Source organism: Pantoea sp. RCC30.1 (assembly GCF_058148845.1).
Map to the genome: position 1 here is coordinate 52618 of NZ_JBXUHX010000021.1, position 19242 is coordinate 71859.

General features: G+C 57.1%; 18 protein-coding genes. All 18 read left to right on the top strand.

Going from position 1 to position 19242, the window contains the following annotated elements; translation table 11 throughout:
- The first annotated feature begins 1 nt into the window (after nucleotide 1).
- Nucleotides 2–1018, top strand: a complete 1017-nt coding sequence (tssA, locus tag AC2LB6_RS17530) for a type VI secretion system protein TssA (RefSeq protein WP_490094463.1) — start codon at nucleotides 2–4, stop codon at nucleotides 1016–1018.
- A gap of 79 nt (nucleotides 1019–1097) precedes the next feature.
- On the top strand, nucleotides 1098–1631 hold the full coding sequence (gene tssB, locus AC2LB6_RS17535; protein WP_008925979.1) for a type VI secretion system contractile sheath small subunit: 534 nt from the start codon (nucleotides 1098–1100) through the stop codon (nucleotides 1629–1631).
- Entirely contained in the window at nucleotides 1628–3127 is a 1500-nt protein-coding gene (gene tssC / locus AC2LB6_RS17540; RefSeq protein ID WP_090962033.1) for a type VI secretion system contractile sheath large subunit, read from the top strand. The genes tssB and tssC overlap by 4 nt, the downstream gene beginning before the upstream one ends.
- 138 nt (nucleotides 3128–3265) lie before the next feature.
- On the top strand, nucleotides 3266–3478 hold the full coding sequence (locus tag AC2LB6_RS17545) for a hypothetical protein (RefSeq protein ID WP_490094450.1): 213 nt from the start codon (nucleotides 3266–3268) through the stop codon (nucleotides 3476–3478).
- A gap of 241 nt (nucleotides 3479–3719) precedes the next feature.
- On the top strand, nucleotides 3720–4202 hold the full coding sequence (locus AC2LB6_RS17550; protein ID WP_039391933.1) for an Hcp family type VI secretion system effector: 483 nt from the start codon (nucleotides 3720–3722) through the stop codon (nucleotides 4200–4202).
- A 39-nt stretch (nucleotides 4203–4241) separates the two neighbouring features.
- Nucleotides 4242–5033, top strand: coding sequence for a glycoside hydrolase family protein (locus AC2LB6_RS17555; RefSeq protein WP_115764700.1), 792 nt, complete (start codon nucleotides 4242–4244; stop codon nucleotides 5031–5033).
- The gene (locus AC2LB6_RS17560; RefSeq protein WP_115064794.1) at nucleotides 5030–5401 is read left to right on the top strand and encodes a hypothetical protein; all 372 of its coding nucleotides are present in this window, start codon (nucleotides 5030–5032) and stop codon (nucleotides 5399–5401) included. Before AC2LB6_RS17555 ends, AC2LB6_RS17560 begins: the two co-directional genes overlap by 4 nt.
- Before the next feature lie 373 nt (nucleotides 5402–5774).
- Nucleotides 5775–6203, top strand: a complete 429-nt coding sequence (locus tag AC2LB6_RS17565; protein WP_490094451.1) for a lysozyme inhibitor LprI family protein — start codon at nucleotides 5775–5777, stop codon at nucleotides 6201–6203.
- A gap of 397 nt (nucleotides 6204–6600) precedes the next feature.
- Nucleotides 6601–8481 (top strand): type VI secretion system-associated FHA domain protein TagH, encoded by a 1881-nt coding sequence (gene tagH / locus AC2LB6_RS17570; protein WP_490094452.1) that lies wholly within the window; start codon nucleotides 6601–6603, stop codon nucleotides 8479–8481.
- Nucleotides 8478–9269, top strand: coding sequence for a PP2C family protein-serine/threonine phosphatase (locus tag AC2LB6_RS17575; protein WP_490094453.1), 792 nt, complete (start codon nucleotides 8478–8480; stop codon nucleotides 9267–9269). Before tagH ends, AC2LB6_RS17575 begins: the two co-directional genes overlap by 4 nt.
- A gap of 10 nt (nucleotides 9270–9279) precedes the next feature.
- Entirely contained in the window at nucleotides 9280–10257 is a 978-nt protein-coding gene (locus AC2LB6_RS17580; RefSeq protein WP_490094454.1) for a hypothetical protein, read from the top strand.
- A 16-nt stretch (nucleotides 10258–10273) separates the two neighbouring features.
- On the top strand, nucleotides 10274–11101 hold the full coding sequence (locus AC2LB6_RS17585; RefSeq protein ID WP_490094455.1) for a type VI secretion system accessory protein TagJ: 828 nt from the start codon (nucleotides 10274–10276) through the stop codon (nucleotides 11099–11101).
- Nucleotides 11091–11666 (top strand): type VI secretion system baseplate subunit TssE, encoded by a 576-nt coding sequence (gene tssE / locus AC2LB6_RS17590; RefSeq protein WP_003853285.1) that lies wholly within the window; start codon nucleotides 11091–11093, stop codon nucleotides 11664–11666. The genes AC2LB6_RS17585 and tssE overlap by 11 nt, the downstream gene beginning before the upstream one ends.
- Nucleotides 11667–11668: 2 nt before the next feature.
- Complete coding sequence (gene tssF / locus AC2LB6_RS17595; protein ID WP_490094456.1) at nucleotides 11669–13540, top strand: type VI secretion system baseplate subunit TssF; 1872 nt, start codon at nucleotides 11669–11671, stop codon at nucleotides 13538–13540.
- The gene (gene tssG / locus AC2LB6_RS17600) at nucleotides 13537–14583 is read left to right on the top strand and encodes a type VI secretion system baseplate subunit TssG (RefSeq protein WP_090962003.1); all 1047 of its coding nucleotides are present in this window, start codon (nucleotides 13537–13539) and stop codon (nucleotides 14581–14583) included. Before tssF ends, tssG begins: the two co-directional genes overlap by 4 nt.
- 54 nt (nucleotides 14584–14637) lie before the next feature.
- Entirely contained in the window at nucleotides 14638–17247 is a 2610-nt protein-coding gene (tssH, locus tag AC2LB6_RS17605) for a type VI secretion system ATPase TssH (protein WP_490094457.1), read from the top strand.
- A 27-nt stretch (nucleotides 17248–17274) separates the two neighbouring features.
- On the top strand, nucleotides 17275–18780 hold the full coding sequence (locus AC2LB6_RS17610; RefSeq protein WP_490094458.1) for a serine/threonine protein kinase: 1506 nt from the start codon (nucleotides 17275–17277) through the stop codon (nucleotides 18778–18780).
- Between the two features lie 16 nt (nucleotides 18781–18796).
- The coding region (locus tag AC2LB6_RS17615) for a contractile injection system protein, VgrG/Pvc8 family (RefSeq protein ID WP_490094459.1) at nucleotides 18797–19242 on the top strand (446 nt) is incomplete at its 3' end.

Below are 19242 nucleotides of genomic sequence, written 5' to 3' on the forward strand. Positions count from 1 at the left end.
GATGAATACAGAGGCTTTGCTGGCTCCGGTCAGCGAGGACAATCCCGGCGGCGATAACCTGGAGTACCACGCCGATTTTCAGGCGATGGAGCAGGCCAGTGCCGGTAAAGCGGAACAGCAGTTCGGCGACACCATCATTCCGGCGGAACCCGCCGACTGGAACAGAGTCGAGAAGCTGGCGATCGCACTGCTGGCCCGCAGCAAAGATTTACGGGTGATGCTGGCGCTGACTCACGCCTGGACCGAACTGAAAGGGCTGCCGGGCTATGCGCAGGGGCTGAAGCTGATTGAACAGGCGCTGCTGCTCTACTGGGAGCCGCTGTGGCCCCGTCTGGAAGAGTTCGGCGAGCAGGATCCCTTCTACCGCATTAATGCGCTGGCGCTGCTGGGTGACAAAGCTGCTCTGAGCGGCGCGGTGCGTCAGTGCTGGCTGCTGCGCTATCCCTCTGACGGCATCACGCTGCGCGATGCGGCCGCCCTGTGCGACGGCAGTAAAACCGAAGTGGCGGACTACCCTGGCGGCCTGCCGCGTCTGATCGACGAACTGGCGCGCGGCGACCAGCCCGGTATTGAGGCGGTGCTGCAGATTCATGAGCGGCTGCAGACCATCTGCGAAACCGTGACTGAACGGCTGGGCGAAGCCGCGGTGCCGGAACTTACTCAGTTGCGCAGACAGATTGCGCTGATCGCCGAACGTTGCCAGGCCACCGATCTCAATGCGCTGATCCCCACAGCAGCCGTGCAACAGCCTGCAGAAGCTGCTGCACCGGCGGCTGTCACAGCGATGCCTCGTGCTGCCGCTGACTGGCGCACGGTGCAGATCAGTTCCCGCGCCGACGCGCAGCTGATGCTGGAGAAAGTGAAGCTCTACTTCACCCAGCATGAGCCGAGCCATCCGGCCCCACTGATGATCGACCGTGTACAGCGTTTAATCGAGCGCGACTTCCTGGAGATCATCCGCGAACTGGCACCCGATGGCGTACACCAGCTGGAAACTATTTTCGGACGTCGCGACTAAGCAGGCGTGACCCACTCACGCAGCGGGACCTGCGCGCCTGCTGTGACACATAATCCGCGCATCATTGATGGAGAAAACCATGGCAACAAGCAAATCCAGTGGGCAGAAGTTCATTGCCCGCAATCGCGCGCCTCGCGTTCAGATTGAATATGACGTGGAAATTTATGGCGCGGAACGCAAAATCCAGCTCCCGTTTGTGATGGGTGTGCTGGCGGATCTGGTGGGTAAACCGCTGGAGCCGCAGCCGGGCATCGACGAACGCAAATTCCTTGAGATCGACATCGACAACTTCGATGAGCGCATGAAAGCACTGAAGCCGCGCGCCGCGTTCCAGGTGGACAACACCCTGAATGGCGAAGGCAAGCTGAACATCGATCTCACCTTTGACAGCATGGATGACTTCTCACCGGATGCGGTGGCCCGCAACGTCGAGCCGCTGAGCAAGCTGCTTGAAGCGCGTACCCAGCTGGCGAACCTGCTGACCTATATGGACGGCAAAAACGGTGCGGAAGAGCTGATTGGTAAGGTGCTGCAGGATCCGACACTGCTGCAGGCTCTGACCCATCTGCCAAAGCAGGATGAGGCCACTGAAGGTAAGGAGCCGCAGGCATGACGCAGACTTCACAACAACCGCAGTCGCAGGGCGCAGCCAGTTTCAGTCAGGATGAGTTCAGCGCGCTGCTGAATAAAGAGTTCCGGCCAAAAAGCGATCAGGCACGCGCCGCGGTCGAAAGCGCGGTAAAAACCCTGGCGCAGCAGGCGCTGGAGAACACCGTCACCGTCTCCAGCGACGCCTATCGCACCATTCAGGCGCTGATCGCGGAGATCGACGAAAAGCTGTCGCAGCAGGTGAACCAGATTATTCACCATCCGGAGTTTCAGTCGCTGGAAAGCGCCTGGCGCGGCCTGAGCTATCTGGTGAACAACACCGAAACTGACGAGATGCTGAAAATCCGCTTTATGAGCATCTCAAAGCAGGAGCTGGGTCGTACTCTGAAGCGTTACAAGGGTGCCGGCTGGGATCAAAGCCCGCTGTTCAAAAAGATTTATGAACAGGAGTATGGGCAGTTCGGCGGCGAGCCGTTTGGCTGCCTGGTGGGCGACTACTACTTCGACCACAGTCCGCAGGATGTTGAGCTGCTGGGTGAGATGGCGCGTATCGGTTCGGCCGCGCACTGTCCATTCATCACCGGCACCGCGCCGGAAGTGATGCAGATGGAGTCGTGGCAGGAGCTGGCGAATCCACGCGATCTGACCAAGATCTTCCAGAACACCGAATATGCTGCCTGGCGCAGCCTGCGTGAATCGGAAGATGCACGCTATCTGGGTCTGGTGATGCCGCGCTTCCTGGCGCGTCTGCCTTACGGTATCCGTACCAACCCGGTCGACAGCTTTGACTTTGAAGAGCAGACCGACGGTTCCGATCACGGCAACTACACGTGGAGCAATGCCGCCTATGCCATGGCCGCTAACATCAACCGCTCCTTTAAAGAGTATGGCTGGTGCACGTCGATCCGCGGCGTAGAGTCGGGTGGGGCAGTTGAAAATCTGCCGTGCCACACCTTCCCGAGCGATGACGGCGGCGTGGACATGAAGTGCCCGACCGAAATCGCCATCAGCGATCGTCGTGAAGCTGAACTGGCGAAAAATGGCTTTATGCCGCTGGTGCACCGTAAAAACTCTGACTTCGCCGCCTTTATTGGTGCGCAGTCACTGCAGAAGCCGATGGAGTATCACGACGCCGATGCCACCGCCAACGCCCGTCTGGCCGCGCGTCTGCCCTACCTGTTCGCCTGCTGCCGCTTCGCGCACTACCTGAAGTGCATCGTGCGCGACAAGATCGGCTCCTTCCGCGAGCGCGATGAGATGGAACGCTGGCTGAACGACTGGGTGATGAACTATGTCGATGGCGATCCGGCGAACTCCTCGCAGGAGACCAAGTCACGCAAGCCGCTGGCGGCTGCCGAGGTGAATGTAGAAGAGCAGGAGGATAATCCAGGCTATTACGCCGCAAAATTCTTCCTGCGTCCGCACTACCAGCTGGAAGGGCTGACGGTTTCTCTGCGTCTGGTCTCTAAGCTGCCGTCACTGAAAAATGACAATGCGTAAGGGTTGAAAGGGAGGCGTGATGCCGGGGATGACCTGGCATCATTCATCCTCTGAATTACAGGTTTATCAGGCGCGAAAGGTTTTTGCGCCTGATGGCTGATAGAAAGGTTGCTGAGATAAATGTCAGGGAGGAACAGGATGCTTAAAAAATCAGCTTTGCACCTGCTGCATTATCTGCTGGTTTTTATTTCTTCTCTTATTTTAATCACCTGTGTAGGTTATTACCTTTTCTTCTGTGACTGGAATGTCACGATGATGGGGAAAATAATTAACGGCATCGTGATTACTATTTCACTTACTGCATCGTTCGGTTTTTACTGGGCGGCGGATAAGCTAAGAGAAATTTATTAAGTGCTTATCTGCTTCCTGAATGCCTGTCAGAACCTCGATTTCTCATCATGAGAAAGGAATAAATACATTGCCCGGTCTGGTGCCCGGCAACGCAGTATCTGAAATATTGTTTATGACGATATTTCAGAAGCAAGGCAAAGGTAAAATATGGACTGTTTTATTCAGCCCCATGCTTTTCTTTTTGCCATATAAATGCTTTTTCGAAAGCGATAACTTTTTTCCCCAACGAAGAGTGAATATTATGGCTATTGATATGTTTTTAAAAGTAGATGGTGTGACAGGCGAGTCTAAAGATTCTAATCATAACGGTTGGACTGATATTACCTCTTTTACCTGGGGTTCAAGTCAGCCAGGTAATATGGCTGTTGGTGGTGGGGGTGGTGCAGGTAAGGTTAATTTCAATGACCTTTCTGTTGACGCTCTGATCGATAAATCCACGACAGCTATTCTTAAATATTGTGCTAGCGGTAAACATATTTCTAAAGTTGAGCTTTCTATCTGCAAGGCAGGTGGACAGCAGATTGAGTATGCTCGGATCACGTTAGAAGATGTACTGGTCACCACAGTTCACTACACGGGTTCTGATAATGGAGATACAGTAGGTATCAATTATGCATTCCAGGCTTCGAAAGTGAAACAACAATATTGGGAGCAAACCTCTTCCGGCGGAAAAGGTGCAGAAAGTAGCGCGGGATGGAATATCAAGGAAAATAAAGAAGCCTAATCAACTATCCCCCTCTTTATGAGGGGGTAAGGTTTATCAATGACTATTGAACGTGCCGTTGGTTTACATGCAGTGAATTCCCATAAGGATGTAGTTAAAATACAAGAGTTGTTAGTAAAAAAAGGTTTTAAGTTAAGAGTTGACGGAATTTGCGGTAATAATACTATTAGCGCAATAAGGAACTTCCAAAAAACCTTTATGCATTCACCTGATGCCAAAATCGATGTGAATGGTAAAACATTAAAACAGTTAATGGATGATAAGGTTCAACCATCGAACAACCCAGTTAACAATGTTCCCGGAGATGGCGTTGGTCTAAAATATAATGTTTCAGGAATGAGGTTAAGTCAGTCCGGCGTTAATCTTTTGAAGAACTATGAAAATTTGCGACTGAAACCTTATGATGATCAGACCGGCAAGGATATCAGTAGTTATAATAAAGGTGCTACAATAGGTTATGGATATCTGATAAAAAATGCGACAGAATTCGAGAAGTTCAAAAACGGAATAACGGCAACAGATGCTGAGACGCTATTTAAAGATTCTCTAAAGATTTATGAGAGCGCTGTCAGAACATATGTGAAAGTTAACTTAACACAAAGTCAATTCGATGCGTTGACAATTTTATGCTATAACATAGGCATCGGTAGCGCATCAAAGGGGTTTGGTGGTTCTACAGTTGTCAAAGTGGTGAATGGCGAAAGTAATGAAGACCTTGATGAATCATGGAAGTCATGGAAAAAAAGCCAAGGAAAAGTAAACAAAGGTCTTATAAAAAGAAGAGCTACTGAATTAAAAGTTTATCATAACGCGGACTATACAAGATCATGATGAAAACGAGTGTCTTATTAACTATAGGGTTTATGTGTTTACCTTCTTTAGCTTTAGCTAACTCAGTTTCACACTTTGAAGGAAAGAAGTTCAAAGCGGAAATTGAATATGGCTGTGAAGAAGGTAACGTGTCTTGTAATAAAGTTTCACTTAAATCAATAAGCTTAAAAGATAATTCTTCTATAGCTCTTAAGGGTGAGACAATCAACACAAACTGTCCGGACGTTTGTGACTTTAAGGGTTATCGGTTCACTAACGGCAAGTATGATTATTCTTTTTATCCCAGCACTAAAGGCGAGAATCTCTGGGATTACATCGTTACATTTAAGGATAAAGTCATTGCCCAGGATCTTGGGGTCATGAAATAGAAAGTTTTATAATGGCCAGGCGTATGTTGAACCTGGCCTTCAACTCATGTTTTGGTTTGCATCATGTCTTTTTTATATGCGACTTTCAGTTTAATATTTAAAAATCTTAATTGACTGCAATCAGTCAGATCAATTAAAAGAATAGAAGATAGAAATTTTTTGAAAAGGATTTACATAATTAACATCGTTTTTCTGAGGTTGTCATCATCTATCAACTGGAATTTAACAGTTGATGTTTTTTTAGTGATGCAAAATGTTATTTATTGAAAGTCATATTGGCTCTAAAGTAACTATTGTTATGATAATTAGTTAACTTCTAAATGAAATTAGTGAATTATACTATTTTTCATTAATGAAAGCATTCCGCAATTTTATGATAAAACAAACGTTGCAGGTCAATAATAAAATGAAAAATTATTTATTTTTAATGCTGTGTGTCTCAATTATTTACGTTTCCCCCGTCCACGCGATGAGTGATTGTTCAAAAGGAAATAACGTTCAGGAAGTTAATGGATGTGCAGAAAAAAATAAAACAGAGTCAGAGCTGAATTTAAATAAAGAGTACAAGGCTGCGAAGGCCCGAATTGAGAAAATTTATAAGGGCCATGGTGAGGAGTCAAGCCAGTATAGAAGCGCTTTTGTTGATACTCAGCGTAACTGGCTTAAATACCGTGATAGTCAGTGCGGGCTTGAAGCCTATGCCGCTGAACAAGGCAGCGATGCTTATGTGAGTGCCATAAATTTCTGTATTGACCGTCTCGATCAGGAACGCACCGCGATTCTGAAGCAGTTGCCTTATTGATTATGCCTCTGGCTCATTTCTTTCCCGGCCTGACACACTCTTTATAGTGGATGGTGAATGTTGTGGTGCAGTGTCAGGCCAAAGCCTTATTGCCACCAGATGATCTTGTTTAAATGAAATTCATACAGGCCAATCATTTTTTTATTTATATAAAATCAATGCCTATTCTTTTCCGTATTAACGTTATGCCATTTTAATTCGAAAATTTATAAGCTGTGATGCAATGCATTTAATTTATTAAGCAGTTGCTCTGTTAATTTAATTAATAAATTTATCGCCACTATTATTTAAGATAAAAACAACTCCCAAAATTAAATCCTCCCGCTCTCTATACCCCGCGCCTTTCTCCGAGAGGTGCGCGGTATAGATGCCGAACCGCTAACCGCAGGAATCCGTTATGCGCTTTACGATAATAACGACTAAACCCGGCCAACAGCCGCCACAGACTCATTGTGATTTCTTCCCGCCCGGCGGCACCATTGGCCGCGGTGTGGATAATAATCTGGTGCTGCCGGATGACGATCGCACACTCTCCCGCCTGCAGGCGATTGTGCACATCACGGCTAACGGCGAATGTCGCCTGACCAACCGTGGCAACGTGACGCGCGTGCTGCTCAACGATATCCCGCTGGAACGCGGGCGTCAGGTTGAGCTGCAGGATGGGGACATACTGGGCATCGATGATTATCAGCTACTGGTCAGCGATCTCAACAGCGACCATCAGCCGCAGATGGAAAGGGCCGTTCCGCGTCCTGAGCCGGTGCAGCCCGAAGCACCCGTTCGCGAACCGGCAGTGGAAAAAGCCAGCACCACCGCCGCCATTCCCAGCGAAATCTGGGACAGCCTGGCGAAAGAGTTTTCGATTTCGGACGATCTCTCTAAACGCAAAGCTACGCCAGAGATGCCCGAGGCCCATCCGCTGACCGCGCCCGCGCGTCCTGATCGAAATCCGGAAGACCCGCTGGCTCAGCTGATTAACGACGCGCCGCTGGATTATGGTCAGCAGCCAAAAAACAGCAGCCTGTTTGATGAAGGCGATGCGCTGTTCGGGCAGCAGAGTATTTTTGACGACCGGACGCCAAGCACGCTGTCTGCTCAGCAGAACACGGCGCCACCGCAGGCTGAAACGCCTGCCGCTGAACTGGATCCGCTGAGTCTGTTTGATGGCGAAAGCAGCGTGGATGCGCGCAACCATGATGATCCGCTGGGTCTGATGATGGGCAACGCGGTGCCGCTGGCCCAGCCGGAGCTGACGACGGCGAAACCGGCCACGTTGCATGTACCACCTCAGCCAGTGGCAAAAACTGAGCCGGTTGCCGCTCGTCCACCGGAGCAGGCTCCCGACAGCCTGACCGACACCAATCACTCACCGCTGTTCAGCTTCGACGAATCACCGACCCAGCAGCATGAGACTCACAGCCAGCCTCACCCTGAGGCACAGCAGCAGACGCCGCTGATTGACGAAGCGCTGCCCGGCCAGTCTGACGCGGTAAATCCGCAGATCGATTACGGCGGAATTACGCTGCCCACGCCGCAGGCGGTGCAGCGCACACCATCGCCGACGCCAAAAGGGCGGCTGCGCATCGATCCGGTCGCTTCCGGTCGCCATCATGCCGCCGCTGCGCACCCGACTGCCCCCAGCGAGAGCAGTGGCGACGCCCTGAAAGGCGAACTGCTGGATGCGCTGCTGGAGGGAATGGGCCTGCGCGACCTGCAGCCGACGCCACAGTTTGACCGTGAGCAGATGCTGCAGTTTGGTCAGATGCTCAGCATGTTCTCGCAGGGCACGGTGGCGCTGCTGTCGTCGCGTTCGATCCTCAAGCGCGGGGTGAAGGCTGACATGACGGTGATCCTCGACGACGCCAACAACCCATTCAAACTGCTGCCGTCGGGCAAAACAGTCCTGATGCAGATGTTCGGCAGCCGGATGCCGGGCTTTATGCCGCCGCGTCAGGCGGTGCGTGATGCGCTGATCGATTTGCAGGCGCACCAGCTGGGCATGATCGCCGGTATCCGCGCCATCATCGCCTCAATGCTGCAATCCTTTAACCCGGAGCAGCTGGAGGAGGAGGCGCGTCAGGCGGGATCGGTGTCACGTATCGGCCTGCCGGGCAGCCGTAAAGCGGCACTGTGGGAGCATTTTGTGGAGCGCTACGGCGAGACAGCGGGCGAGATCGAAGACGATTTCCACACCCTGTTTGGCGAAGCGTTTCTGCACGCCTATGACCTGGAAGTTAATCAGTACAAAGACTCACAAACCCACACGGATGACGCATGAATATCACTATTGCCTCGACGTCGAATCAGGGCGATCGCGCCAGTAATCAGGATCAGATCGGTGATGTCATCGGTAAGCGTTCAGCCTGCTTTGTCGTCTGTGACGGTGTGGCCGGATTTCCCGGCGGAGATAAGGCCGCCGCCATCGCCCGCAGCAGCCTGCTGCAATCGTTTGATGGTGATGCGCACCTCAATGCGCAGTCGATTCGCAACTACGTCAATCAGGCGAATCACGCCATCCGTCAGCAGCAGAAAGCCAGCAGCGAACACAGCCGGATGGGGACCACGCTGGTCAGCCTGTTTATCGACCGCGACTACCATCTGGCCTGCTGGGCCCATGCCGGCGACAGCCGTCTCTATCTGTTTCGTCGCGGCTATCTCTATCTTGTCACCACCGACCACAGCCTGGTGCAGCAGATGAAAGATGCCGGACATCGCACCGAAGGCATCAACAGTAATCTGCTCTATTTTGCGCTGGGGATGGGCGATGAGCAGCGCGACGCCAGTTACAGCGAGGTGGTCGGGATTGAAGATGGCGACGCCTTTTTACTCTGTACCGATGGTTTCTGGCACGGCGTGACGCTGGAACAGATGCAGCAGTCACTGCACATGGTGAATACACCGGAAGAGTGGCTGACGCTGATGCAGCAAATCATCAAAAACGATCAGTCGGATCAGGGGCAGCAGGATAATTTCAGCGCGCTGGCCGTCTGGATTGGATCGCCCCAGGACACCACTTTGCTGCACTCGCTCTCTGAAGCGGCGCAGTTCTTCCCTCTGCGAGATTGAGAACGCCAACATGAAATATGGATTACTGGGTCTGGCTGCGTTGCTGCTCAGCACGCAGGTTTATGCTGAAAACTATCGCATCGTACAGTCCCCGGCACAGAAACTGGATGTCTGGATCGATGACGTTAAAAACAATCAGCTGTCGAGCTGGTGTAACAGCACCATTAACCTGCGCATCGTCACGCTGGGTGAGAAAACCCCAACGGTCTTAAAAGAGTTTCTGCCACGGGTAGCCGGATTGATGGCGACGCAGTGTAAACCGTTGCAGCAGCTGCACTGGCAGCTGACGGATGCAGAGGGCAATGAAATCGCTACCGGCAGCGCCGCCCGATCGCAGCAGTGGAAAACCGTGGTGACGCCGCCTGCACCGCAGCAACAGCCACAGCCAACCACGGCGGCCGTGCCCGCTGATGCACTGCGCAACGCCGCACAGGCGGATACCTCGCCCTGGCTGCAATTCAGCCTGCTTGACGGCTGTCATTTCCGTACATGGTGGCAGCATCCGGCGCAGGGCAGCGCGCTGTTTGTTCCGGCAAAACAGGGTCTGGTCTGCGGTTCCGATGGCTGGCTCAGCGGACACAGCCGCCTGACGCAGCAGGGTAACGGTGCACCGGCCGCCGTTGGCGTGACCTTCCTGCAGGGCTTCCCGGTGATAGGGCTGAGCAGTCAGTCGCCCACCGCTGAACTGCACATCACCACGGTCAACAGCGAGCGCATGGTGCTGAGCAACGAAAAATCCCCGGACAGCTGGCTGGTTCTGCCGTTCATCAACCGCTTTAACGGCTGGCAGGCAACGCGTCAGGTGGTCGTGCAGATGCCCGTCAGCGAAGCCGCCGATCAGAGTGCGCTGCAGGCGCGTCTGCAGGAAGTGCGCAAAGTCTGGTCCCCGTGGGTAAGCGGTGATGCCGCGCTGAGCGTGCAGCTGGTGGAAAAACTGCATCCTGAACTGAAAGATCCCGCCGCTGCGGTCTACCGCACCCTTAACTGACGCAAAAGGAGTTTGCATGGAATCCTTACAACACCGTCTGGCCAGCGCCACCCTCGGCGAGACGCTCGCTGATGTGACCCGCCAGATTCAGGCGAATCCGGCGAATGCTGACCTGCGGGCCGCCTTTGTACAGTTGCTCTGTCTTTCAGGTAACTGGTCGCGCGCGCAGACGCAGCTGCAATCCTGGCTGGCGTTAAGTCCGCAGGCGCAACCGACCGTTAATCTCCTGCAACAGGCGATCGCCGGCGAGCTGCAGCGTGACGCGGTGCTGCGTGGCGAGGCTGATCCGGTGCTGCCTGGCAGCGCCTGGCACTGGTGCGACACGCTGCTGGCAGCCCTGCAGGCCGAAACCGCGGGTGATGTTGCACGCGGCAGCGCACTTCGGGCTGAAGCACTGGCGCTCGCGGCTGCCAATCCCGGCACCGCGACGCAGCAGGATCAGTCCATCGCATTCAGCTGGCTGATGGATGGTGACAGCCGTTTCGGGCCAGTGTGTGAAGTCATCAGTCAGGGCCGTTATTACTGGATCCCGTTTGCCGCCATTCGTGAGATGCAGTTTCAGGCACCCGCCAGCGTCACCGATCTGGTGTGGCGTCACACGCGTGTGCAGCTGGTGGATGGCAGCGAGCAGGTGTGTCAGATCCCGGCGCGTTATCCGCTGCGGGCTGAATCAGACGAGCGTTTTCTGCGCGCCAGCGTCACCGAATGGCAGCCACTGGGCGACGATCCGGACCAGTTCATCGGTCAGGGGCAAAAAATGTGGCTCAGCGACAGTGCGGAATTCTCGCTGCTGAGCCTGCAGCAGGTCGCCTTCGACAACGTTGAGTCCGCCGATGAGTCATGATTCTGGTGCGCACAATGACGGCTATGCCCAGCTGCATGGCGGCTTTCGCGCGCGCAAAAAGCGTGACGCATTAACCGCCCGCGACAAGCTGCAATCCTCATTGCTGGATCGCCTGACTGACAACGCGCCGGACAAGCAGCAGGAGGCGGAGAACAGCATGCTGATCAGCCACAGCACGCTGCGCCGCCACGTACTGCGCGATCTGCAGTGGCTCTTCAACACCATTAATAATGAAGCGCAGCAGGATCTCAGCGGCTTCGATCAGGTGCAGCGCTCGGTCTGGAACTTCGGCGTGGCACCGCTGGCCGGGCAGAACGTCTCTGATATCGAATGGCAGGATATGCAGCGCAAAATGACTAACGCCATTCTGCACTTTGAGCCGCGCATTCTGCCGCAGGGTCTGCAGGTGCGCTGCGTCAGCGATCTCGGCTCGCTCAGCCTGCACAACGTGCTGTCGATTGAGATCAAAGGGCGGCTCTGGTGCGTGCCTTATCCGCTGGCGTTTCTGTTCCGCACTCAGGTTGATCTGGAGAGCGGCCATTTCGAACTTCAGGATGCAGGGTAATCATGGACAGCAATCTGCTCGACTACTACAACCGTGAACTGGCCTATCTGCGCGAGATGGGGGCGGAGTTTGCCACGCGTTACCCTAAAGTGGCGGGACGTCTCGGCATGCACGGTATCGACGTGGCGGACCCCTATGTAGAACGACTGATGGAGGGGTTCGCCTTCCTGACGTCGCGCGTGCAGCTCAAGATGGATGCGGAGTTTCCGCGCTTCTCGCAGCGTCTGCTGGAGATGATTGCGCCATCTTATCTCTCGCCGACGCCGTCAATGGCCATCGCACAGCTTACGCCGGACAGCCGCAAGGGTGACATCACCCAGGGCTTCCGCGTGCCGCGCGGCACCATGATGGAGAGCCAGAACCTGAAAAAAACCGGGGTGACCTGCAGCTACACCACCGCACACGATGTGGTGCTGCATCCGCTGCGGATCAGCGAAGCCAGCCTCGGCGGCGTGCCGGGCGATCTGCCCTCTGGCGAGCTGAAACTCACGGGCCTGGGCGCGTCCAGTGCGCTGCGCATCCGCATTACGTGTGAAGGGATCTCCTCGCTGAGTCAGCTCAATGTGGACGACCTGATGCTGTTCCTCAGCGGCCCCGATATCCAGGCACTGAAGCTGCTGGAGCTGCTGATGCAGCACCGGGTGGGCATCGTGCTGCAGTCAGTAGAGAAACGGCCGCAGCGTCAGGTGCTGACAGATGAAGCCCTGCAGCAGGAGGGATTTGCGCCGGAGCAGGCGCTGCTGCCGGACGATCTGCGCAACTTCGACGGTTATCGTCTGTTGCAGGAGTATTTCGCTTTTCCGGCACGTTTCCAGTTTATCAGCCTGAGTCAGCTTGGCCCGTTTCTGCGCCGCTGCGACAACGCCACGGCGTTCGACATCATCATCCTGCTCGACAAAGCGGACAGCGCGCTGGAAAGCGTGATCGATCACAGCCATCTGGCGCTGCACTGCACGCCGGTCATCAATCTGTTCCCGAAAACCGCCGAGCGTCTGAAGGTCAGCGACAGCCAGCATGAATATCACCTGGTGGTGGATAACATCCGGCCGCTGGATTATGAGGTGCACTCGGTGCAACGGCTGTTCGCCACCGTGGAAGGCAAGCGGGAAGAGCAGGTCTTCCGCCCGTTCTGGAGCACCTTCAGCGGCGACCAGGGTGACTACGGCGCCTACTTCTCGCTACGCCGTGAACAGCGCGCCCTGTCAGAGCAGGCGCAGCGCTACGGCACGCGCACCGGCTATATCGGTTCAGAAGTCTTTCTGTCGCTGGTCGATGAGCATCACGCGCCGTGGCGCGATGATGTGCGCTATCTCTCTGCCGAGGTGATGTGCACCAGTCGCGATCTGCCGCTGATGCTGCAGCAGGATCAGGGCAACTTCGTGATGCCGGACTCCATTCCGGTGTCGGAGCTGAAGCTGTGCAAAGGGCCGACGCCACCGCGTCCGGCGCTGGCGGAAGGCCTTTCGGCCTGGAGGCTGATCAGCCATCTGCAGATGAACTACCTCAGCCTGATGGACAGCAGCGACGGAGAAGGCGCGGCGGCGCTGCGTCAGTTGCTGAGTCTCTACGCCAATCTGGCGGACGCGCCGGTTGCCCGTCAGATTGACGGCATCCGGCACTGCACGCTCAGCGCGGTCAACCGCCGCGTGCCGGAGCCTGGCCCGGTGGTGTTTGCGCGCGGCGTCAGCATCACGCTGGAGGTGGATGAGCAGGCGTTTTCGGGTGCCAGCCCGTGGCTGTTCGGCAGCGTGCTGGAGCGGGTCTGTGGCCGACTGGTGGCACTGAACAGCTTCACGGAGTTCACCCTGAACAGCCAGCAGCGCGGGGAAGTGGGCTACTGGCCGCCGCGCATGGGCCGGAAAGCGCTGATATGAGTGGTGAAAAAGTCATTACGCTGCCGCGACTGACCCGACTGCCGGATGATTTCTGGCAGAAAGTGATGGCCGCGCCGTGGCGCTACGATCTGTTCCAGCTGCTGCGGCGGCTGGATGCGCAGGGCGGTCAGCGCTATCCGCTGGGCCGTGCGCCGCTGCCGAAGTTCGAATCGGTGCGCATCGGTCAGACGCCATCACTGGCGTTTGCGCCCGCTACTGTCGCCAGTGCCACGCCGCGTGACGAGGCGGGACGTCATGAACTGTCGATCTACAGCTTTGGCCTGTTTGGCCCCAACGGCCCGCTGCCGACCCATCTGACCGAATATGTGCACGAACGCATCGTGCATCATCAGGATCACAGCCTGTCAGCGTTTGCCGACCTGTTTCACCACCGCGCCACGCTGCTGTTCTATCGCGCCTGGGCGGATGCGCAGCCGACCGTGTCGCTGGATCGTCCCGACGACAGCCGCTTCCTTAACTATCTCGCCTGTCTGGCCGGCATCGGTTTACCGGCCCAGCAGCAGGCCAGCTCGCTGAGTCTCCATGCCCGGCTGATGCTGGTGGGCCATCTCAGCCGTCACGGCCATGATGCCGAAGGGCTGGTGCGGATTCTGCGCCACTATTTTGGCGTGCCGGTCCGGCTGACGCAGAACCTGCCGCACTGGCTGACGCTGGATAGCCGCGATCAGGCCCGACTCGGCGCGGGACGCCACATGCCCCGTCTGGGTGCCTCCGCGTTTCTCGGGGTGGCGGTGCGCGATGTGCAGCACCGTTTCCGTCTTCATCTGGGACCGCTCAGCGCCGCGCAGTATGCCCGCTTTCTCCCGGATGCCCCCGGCGCGCAGGAAGTGCGCGACTGGGTACGCCACTATCTCGGTATCGAAATGCAGTGGGATCTCAGCCTGATCCTGGCCGCAGACGAGGTGCAGGGTGTGGCGCTGGGCGGCACCGCCCGGCTTGGCTACACCAGCTGGCTGGGGCAGATGCCGCAGCCGCAAGATCGTGAAGATTTTATGTTTGAGGTTGAGGCTGCTTCGCGCTAGCCCAGCCGCTTTTCCTGTTACACAGCCTGCATCTTTCATTGAAGAGAGCCCCCTATGTCAGAAATCAGCCGTGCCGTGCTATTCGGCAAACTGGATACGCTGTTATTTACCTCGCTGGAAAGCGCCACCGCCTTTTGCAAACTGCGCGGTAATCCTTATGTTGAGCTGGTGCACTGGCTGCATCAGCTGATGCAGCAGCAGGATGGCGACTTACAGCAGGTCATCACACATTTTTCACTGGATGAAAAGGCCCTGACTCAGGACATTGTCGCCGCGCTGGATCGCCTGCCGCGCGGTGCCAGTGCGGTCTCCGACCTCTCCGAGCATATCGACAGCGCCGTCGAGCGGGCGTGGGTTTACGCCTCGCTGAAATATGGCGCGACCCGCATTCGCGGCGGCCATCTGCTGATCGGCATGCTGAAAACCTTCAACCTGGCCAGCGTACTGAAAGGCATCTCCGGCCAGTTCAGCCGCGTCAATGCCGATGCGCTGCTGGCGGAGTTCGACTCACTGCTCAGCAACAGCAAAGAAGCGCAGCAGGCGCTGAGTGCACCCGCTGATGCCGCTGGCGCACCGCCTGCGGCCGGTGGCAGCACACTGGAACAGTATGGGCAGGATCTGACCGCCCGCGCCCGTGACGGCCGCATCGATCCGGTGACCGGACGTGACGATGAGATTCGCCAGATGGTCGATATCCTGATGCGTCGTCGTCAGAACAACCCGCTGCTGACCGGTGAAGCGGGCGTCGGCAAAACCGCGGTGGTGGAAGGTCTCGCGCTGCGTATCGCGGCGGGCGATGTGCCTGCGCCGCTGCGCGATGTGCAGCTCTGGCTGCTGGATATCGGCCTGCTGCAGGCGGGTGCCGGGATGAAAGGGGAGTTCGAAGCGCGACTGCAGGCGCTGATCAATGAGGTGCAGTCCAGCCCGACGCCGATTGTGCTGTTTGTCGACGAGATCCACACCCTGGTCGGCGCAGGCGGTCAGCAGGGCACTGGCGACGCCGCCAACCTGCTGAAACCGGCGCTGGCACGCGGCCAGCTGCGCACTATCGGCGCGACCACCTGGGCCGAATACAAAAAGTACATCGAGAAAGATCCGGCGCTGACCCGCCGCTTCCAGACCGTGCAGGTGCAGGAGCCGGATGAAGCCAAAGCGATTCTGATGCTGCGCAGTACCGTCAGCGCGCTGGAGAAACATCATCGGGTGCTGCTGCTGGATGATGCAGTCACTGCGGCGGTAAAACTGTCGCATCGCTACATTCCGGCGCGCCAGCTGCCCGATAAAGCGGTGGCACTGCTGGATACTGCCTGCGCCCGCGTGGCGGTCAGTCAGGGTGCACAGCCCGCTGCGCTGGAAGATTGCCTGCACCGTCTGGCCGCGCTGGAGATTGAAGCGGAGATCATTGAACGTGAAATCCGGGTGGGTCTTGGCGATGTGACCCGCCAGCAGGCGATTGCCGCAGAGCGCACTGCTCTGGAAGCTGAACGCGATGCGCTGCAACAGCGCTGGCTGCAGGAGCGTGAACTGGTTGAGACGCTGATTACGCTGCGTGCCCGCTGTGTGACCGAAGAGGATCCGGCGCTGCGTGAACAGCGTGATGCGACGCAGCAGCAACTCACGGCGCTGCAGGGCGACACGCCGCTGCTGTTTGCCGCCGTCGATGCGGGTGTGGTGGCTGCCGTGGTCTCGGACTGGACCGGCATTCCGCTGGGCCGGATGGTGAAGAATGAGATCGACGCCGTCCTGAATCTGGCTGACACCCTGAACCAGCGCGTCATCGGCCAGCGCCACGGTCTGGAGCTGATCGCGAAGCGGGTACGCACTACGCGCGCCCGCCTGGATAACCCCAACAAGCCTGCAGGCGTCTTTATGCTCTGCGGCCCGTCTGGTGTCGGTAAAACCGAGACCGCGCTGGCGCTGGCCGAGTCGCTGTATGGCGGCGAGCAGAACATCATCACCATCAATATGAGTGAGTTTCAGGAGGCGCACACCGTCTCGACGCTCAAAGGCGCCCCACCGGGTTACGTTGGCTACGGCGAAGGCGGCGTGCTGACCGAAGCCGTTCGTCGTCGTCCCTACAGCGTGGTGCTGCTGGATGAGATTGAGAAAGCCCATCCGGATGTGCATGAGCTGTTCTTCCAGGTGTTTGACAAAGGCTGGATGGAGGATGGTGAAGGTCGCCACATCGATTTCCGCAACACCATCATCATTCTGACCTCGAACGTCGGCACGCAGCTGATTAGCGCGATGTGCGCTGATCCTGAGCTGATGCCCGATCCCGACGCCCTGAGTACCGCGCTGCGTAAGCCGCTGCTGGAGGTGTTCCCGCCTGCGCTGCTGGGCCGTCTGCTGGTGGTGCCGTATTACCCGCTCAGCGACGCGATGCTGGCGGAGATTGTGCGGCTGCAGCTGGCGCGCATTGTGCGTCGTCTGGCCGACAACCACGGCATTGAAGCGCAGATCGATGAGTCGGTGGTCAGCCAGATCGTTCAGCGCTGCACCGAGGTAGAGTCGGGCGGTCGCATGGTGGATGCCATCCTCACCAACACGCTGTTGCCACAGATGAGCCAGATCCTGCTGAGCGCCCACGCCCGCGATGAACGCTATCGCCGCGTCGATGTGCGTTGTGAGCAGGGTGAATTTGTCTGCCAGTTCGCGGTTTAAAGCCTGGCTATCAGAGAGTAATCGAATATGTCGGAACATGATCAACCCCTGAATGTCCCCAACGCCCTGCCGCTGGGTTACCGCTTCAATGAGTTTGAAATCAAAGAGGTCATCGGCGGTGGCGGCTTTGGCATCGTCTATCGCGCCTGGGATCACCAGCTTGAGCGTGATATCGCGATCAAAGAGTTTATGCCCGCCTCCCTGGCGGTCCGTAGCGATGATCTCAACCTGGTGCTGCGCAGCGAACGGTTCAGCAAAACCTTTCACGCCGGACTGAACAGCTTTATTCAGGAGGCGCGTCTGCTGGCGCGCTTTAATCATCCGAACCTGCTGCATGTGCTGCGTTTCTGGGTGCAGAACGACACCGCCTACATGGGCACGGTGTTCTACAGCGGCACCACGCTCTCGAACTTCAGCGAACGTAATCCGCAGTCGGTGAATGAGGCCTGGATCCGTCGCATGCTGCCACCGCTGCTGGGTGCGATCAAAACCATCCATGAAGCGGGTTATCTGCATCGCGATATCTCGCTGGATAACATCCAGATTCAGAGCAGCGGCGAGCCGATTCTGCTGGACTTCGGGTCGGCGCGTAAAACCATCGGCAACCTGTCGGATGAGAGTGAGACCATGCTGCGCCCCGGCTATGCGCCGATTGAGCAGTACAGCGACAACGACGAGAGCGAGCAGGGCGCATGGACCGATATCTACGCGCTGGGCGCGGTGCTGCATACGCTGATTACCGGCGCGCCGCCACCGGTCAGCGTGGTGCGAAGCATCGAAGATAACTACCAGCCGCTGGTGCAGCGTCGTCTGGCGGGCTTCTCGACTGCGCTGCTCAGCGCCATCGATCGCGCGCTGGCGCTGAAACCGGAAGATCGTCCGCAGAGCATTGATGATTTTGCTGTGCTGATGGCGCTGCCGGAACGTGAACCGGAACCGCTGCTCAGTGCGAAAATGAGCGGGCCAGGCACGATGCTGGTGCCGATCGAAGAAAAAGAGGAGGTCGCTAAACCCGCCTCGCCGCTGAAAGCGCTGCTGGGACACCGCTTTGCGCTGCCGGGCCTGGTTGCCGCTGGCGTGCTGGTCGGGCTGTGCGCCGGTCTGCTGGTGTCACGCGGTAATGAACAGACAGCTCCGGCTGAGGTCGCGCAAAACAGCGCACCTGCCGTCACCGTCGCGCCGGTTAACCAACCGGTGGCTGCACCACCGACCCAGGCTGACGCCCCGCCAGAAACGGTTACCAGCACTCCGGCTCAGACTTCTGAGCCCGTGCAGACCGCCGCACGTGAACCCGATCCTCAACCGGCACCGCCACCCGCGCCGGTTGCTCAGGTCTATATCCGTCTGCAGCAGGGTGAACGCGTTCAGGTGAACGGTCAGCCGCAGGCGCTGGTACCTGCGGTGAATGGCTTCGCCACGCTGCAACTGGCACCCGGTAACTACACCTTTGCCATCAGCGGCCAGAGTGGCACCCGCCAGCAGACGCTGAACATCAGCGAAGAAGGCGTCTGGTTGCTCGATCCACACAGTTAATAGTCAGGGATTACTTATGTTCTCACGCATTACTGCACAGCTGCCGGCGGACGGCCTGCTGTTCCACACGCTCACGGGCACCGAGACGCTGTCCCGTCCGTTTGTGCTCACCGCCGAACTGCTGGCCACCGACGCGCGCATCGACCGCCACGCCCTGCTGGGGAAACCGGTGACGTTTACGCTGCCGACCGACGGCCTGATGAGCGCGCTGAGCCCGCGCTACCTCAACGGCAAAATCACCCGGGTGGCGGTGCGCAGCCAGGAGCTGAGCGGCACCCGCTACGCGGTCTACCAGCTGACGGTGGAGCCGGACCTGTGGCCGATGCGGCGCGACCGCAACCTGCGCATATTCCAGAGCCAGACGGTGCCGCAGATTGTGCAGACGCTGCTGAAGGAGTACGGGGTCAACGTGGAGACGCGCCTGGCGGGCAGCTACCGGGTGTGGGAGTACTGCGTGCAGTA

Bases quoted from the DNA above. Each gene is read 5' to 3' on its own strand.
- tssA (WP_490094463.1), top strand. From the start codon at position 2: ATGAATACAGAGGCTTTGCTGGCTCCGGTCAGCGAGGACAATCCCGGC.
- tssB (WP_008925979.1), top strand. From the start codon at position 1,098: ATGGCAACAAGCAAATCCAGTGGGCAGAAGTTCATTGCCCGCAATCGC.
- tssC (WP_090962033.1), top strand. From the start codon at position 1,628: ATGACGCAGACTTCACAACAACCGCAGTCGCAGGGCGCAGCCAGTTTC.
- AC2LB6_RS17545 (WP_490094450.1), top strand. From the start codon at position 3,266: ATGCTTAAAAAATCAGCTTTGCACCTGCTGCATTATCTGCTGGTTTTT.
- AC2LB6_RS17550 (WP_039391933.1), top strand. From the start codon at position 3,720: ATGGCTATTGATATGTTTTTAAAAGTAGATGGTGTGACAGGCGAGTCT.
- AC2LB6_RS17555 (WP_115764700.1), top strand. From the start codon at position 4,242: ATGACTATTGAACGTGCCGTTGGTTTACATGCAGTGAATTCCCATAAG.
- AC2LB6_RS17560 (WP_115064794.1), top strand. From the start codon at position 5,030: ATGATGAAAACGAGTGTCTTATTAACTATAGGGTTTATGTGTTTACCT.
- AC2LB6_RS17565 (WP_490094451.1), top strand. From the start codon at position 5,775: ATGATAAAACAAACGTTGCAGGTCAATAATAAAATGAAAAATTATTTA.
- tagH (WP_490094452.1), top strand. From the start codon at position 6,601: ATGCGCTTTACGATAATAACGACTAAACCCGGCCAACAGCCGCCACAG.
- AC2LB6_RS17575 (WP_490094453.1), top strand. From the start codon at position 8,478: ATGAATATCACTATTGCCTCGACGTCGAATCAGGGCGATCGCGCCAGT.
- AC2LB6_RS17580 (WP_490094454.1), top strand. From the start codon at position 9,280: ATGAAATATGGATTACTGGGTCTGGCTGCGTTGCTGCTCAGCACGCAG.
- AC2LB6_RS17585 (WP_490094455.1), top strand. From the start codon at position 10,274: ATGGAATCCTTACAACACCGTCTGGCCAGCGCCACCCTCGGCGAGACG.
- tssE (WP_003853285.1), top strand. From the start codon at position 11,091: ATGAGTCATGATTCTGGTGCGCACAATGACGGCTATGCCCAGCTGCAT.
- tssF (WP_490094456.1), top strand. From the start codon at position 11,669: ATGGACAGCAATCTGCTCGACTACTACAACCGTGAACTGGCCTATCTG.
- tssG (WP_090962003.1), top strand. From the start codon at position 13,537: ATGAGTGGTGAAAAAGTCATTACGCTGCCGCGACTGACCCGACTGCCG.
- tssH (WP_490094457.1), top strand. From the start codon at position 14,638: ATGTCAGAAATCAGCCGTGCCGTGCTATTCGGCAAACTGGATACGCTG.
- AC2LB6_RS17610 (WP_490094458.1), top strand. From the start codon at position 17,275: ATGTCGGAACATGATCAACCCCTGAATGTCCCCAACGCCCTGCCGCTG.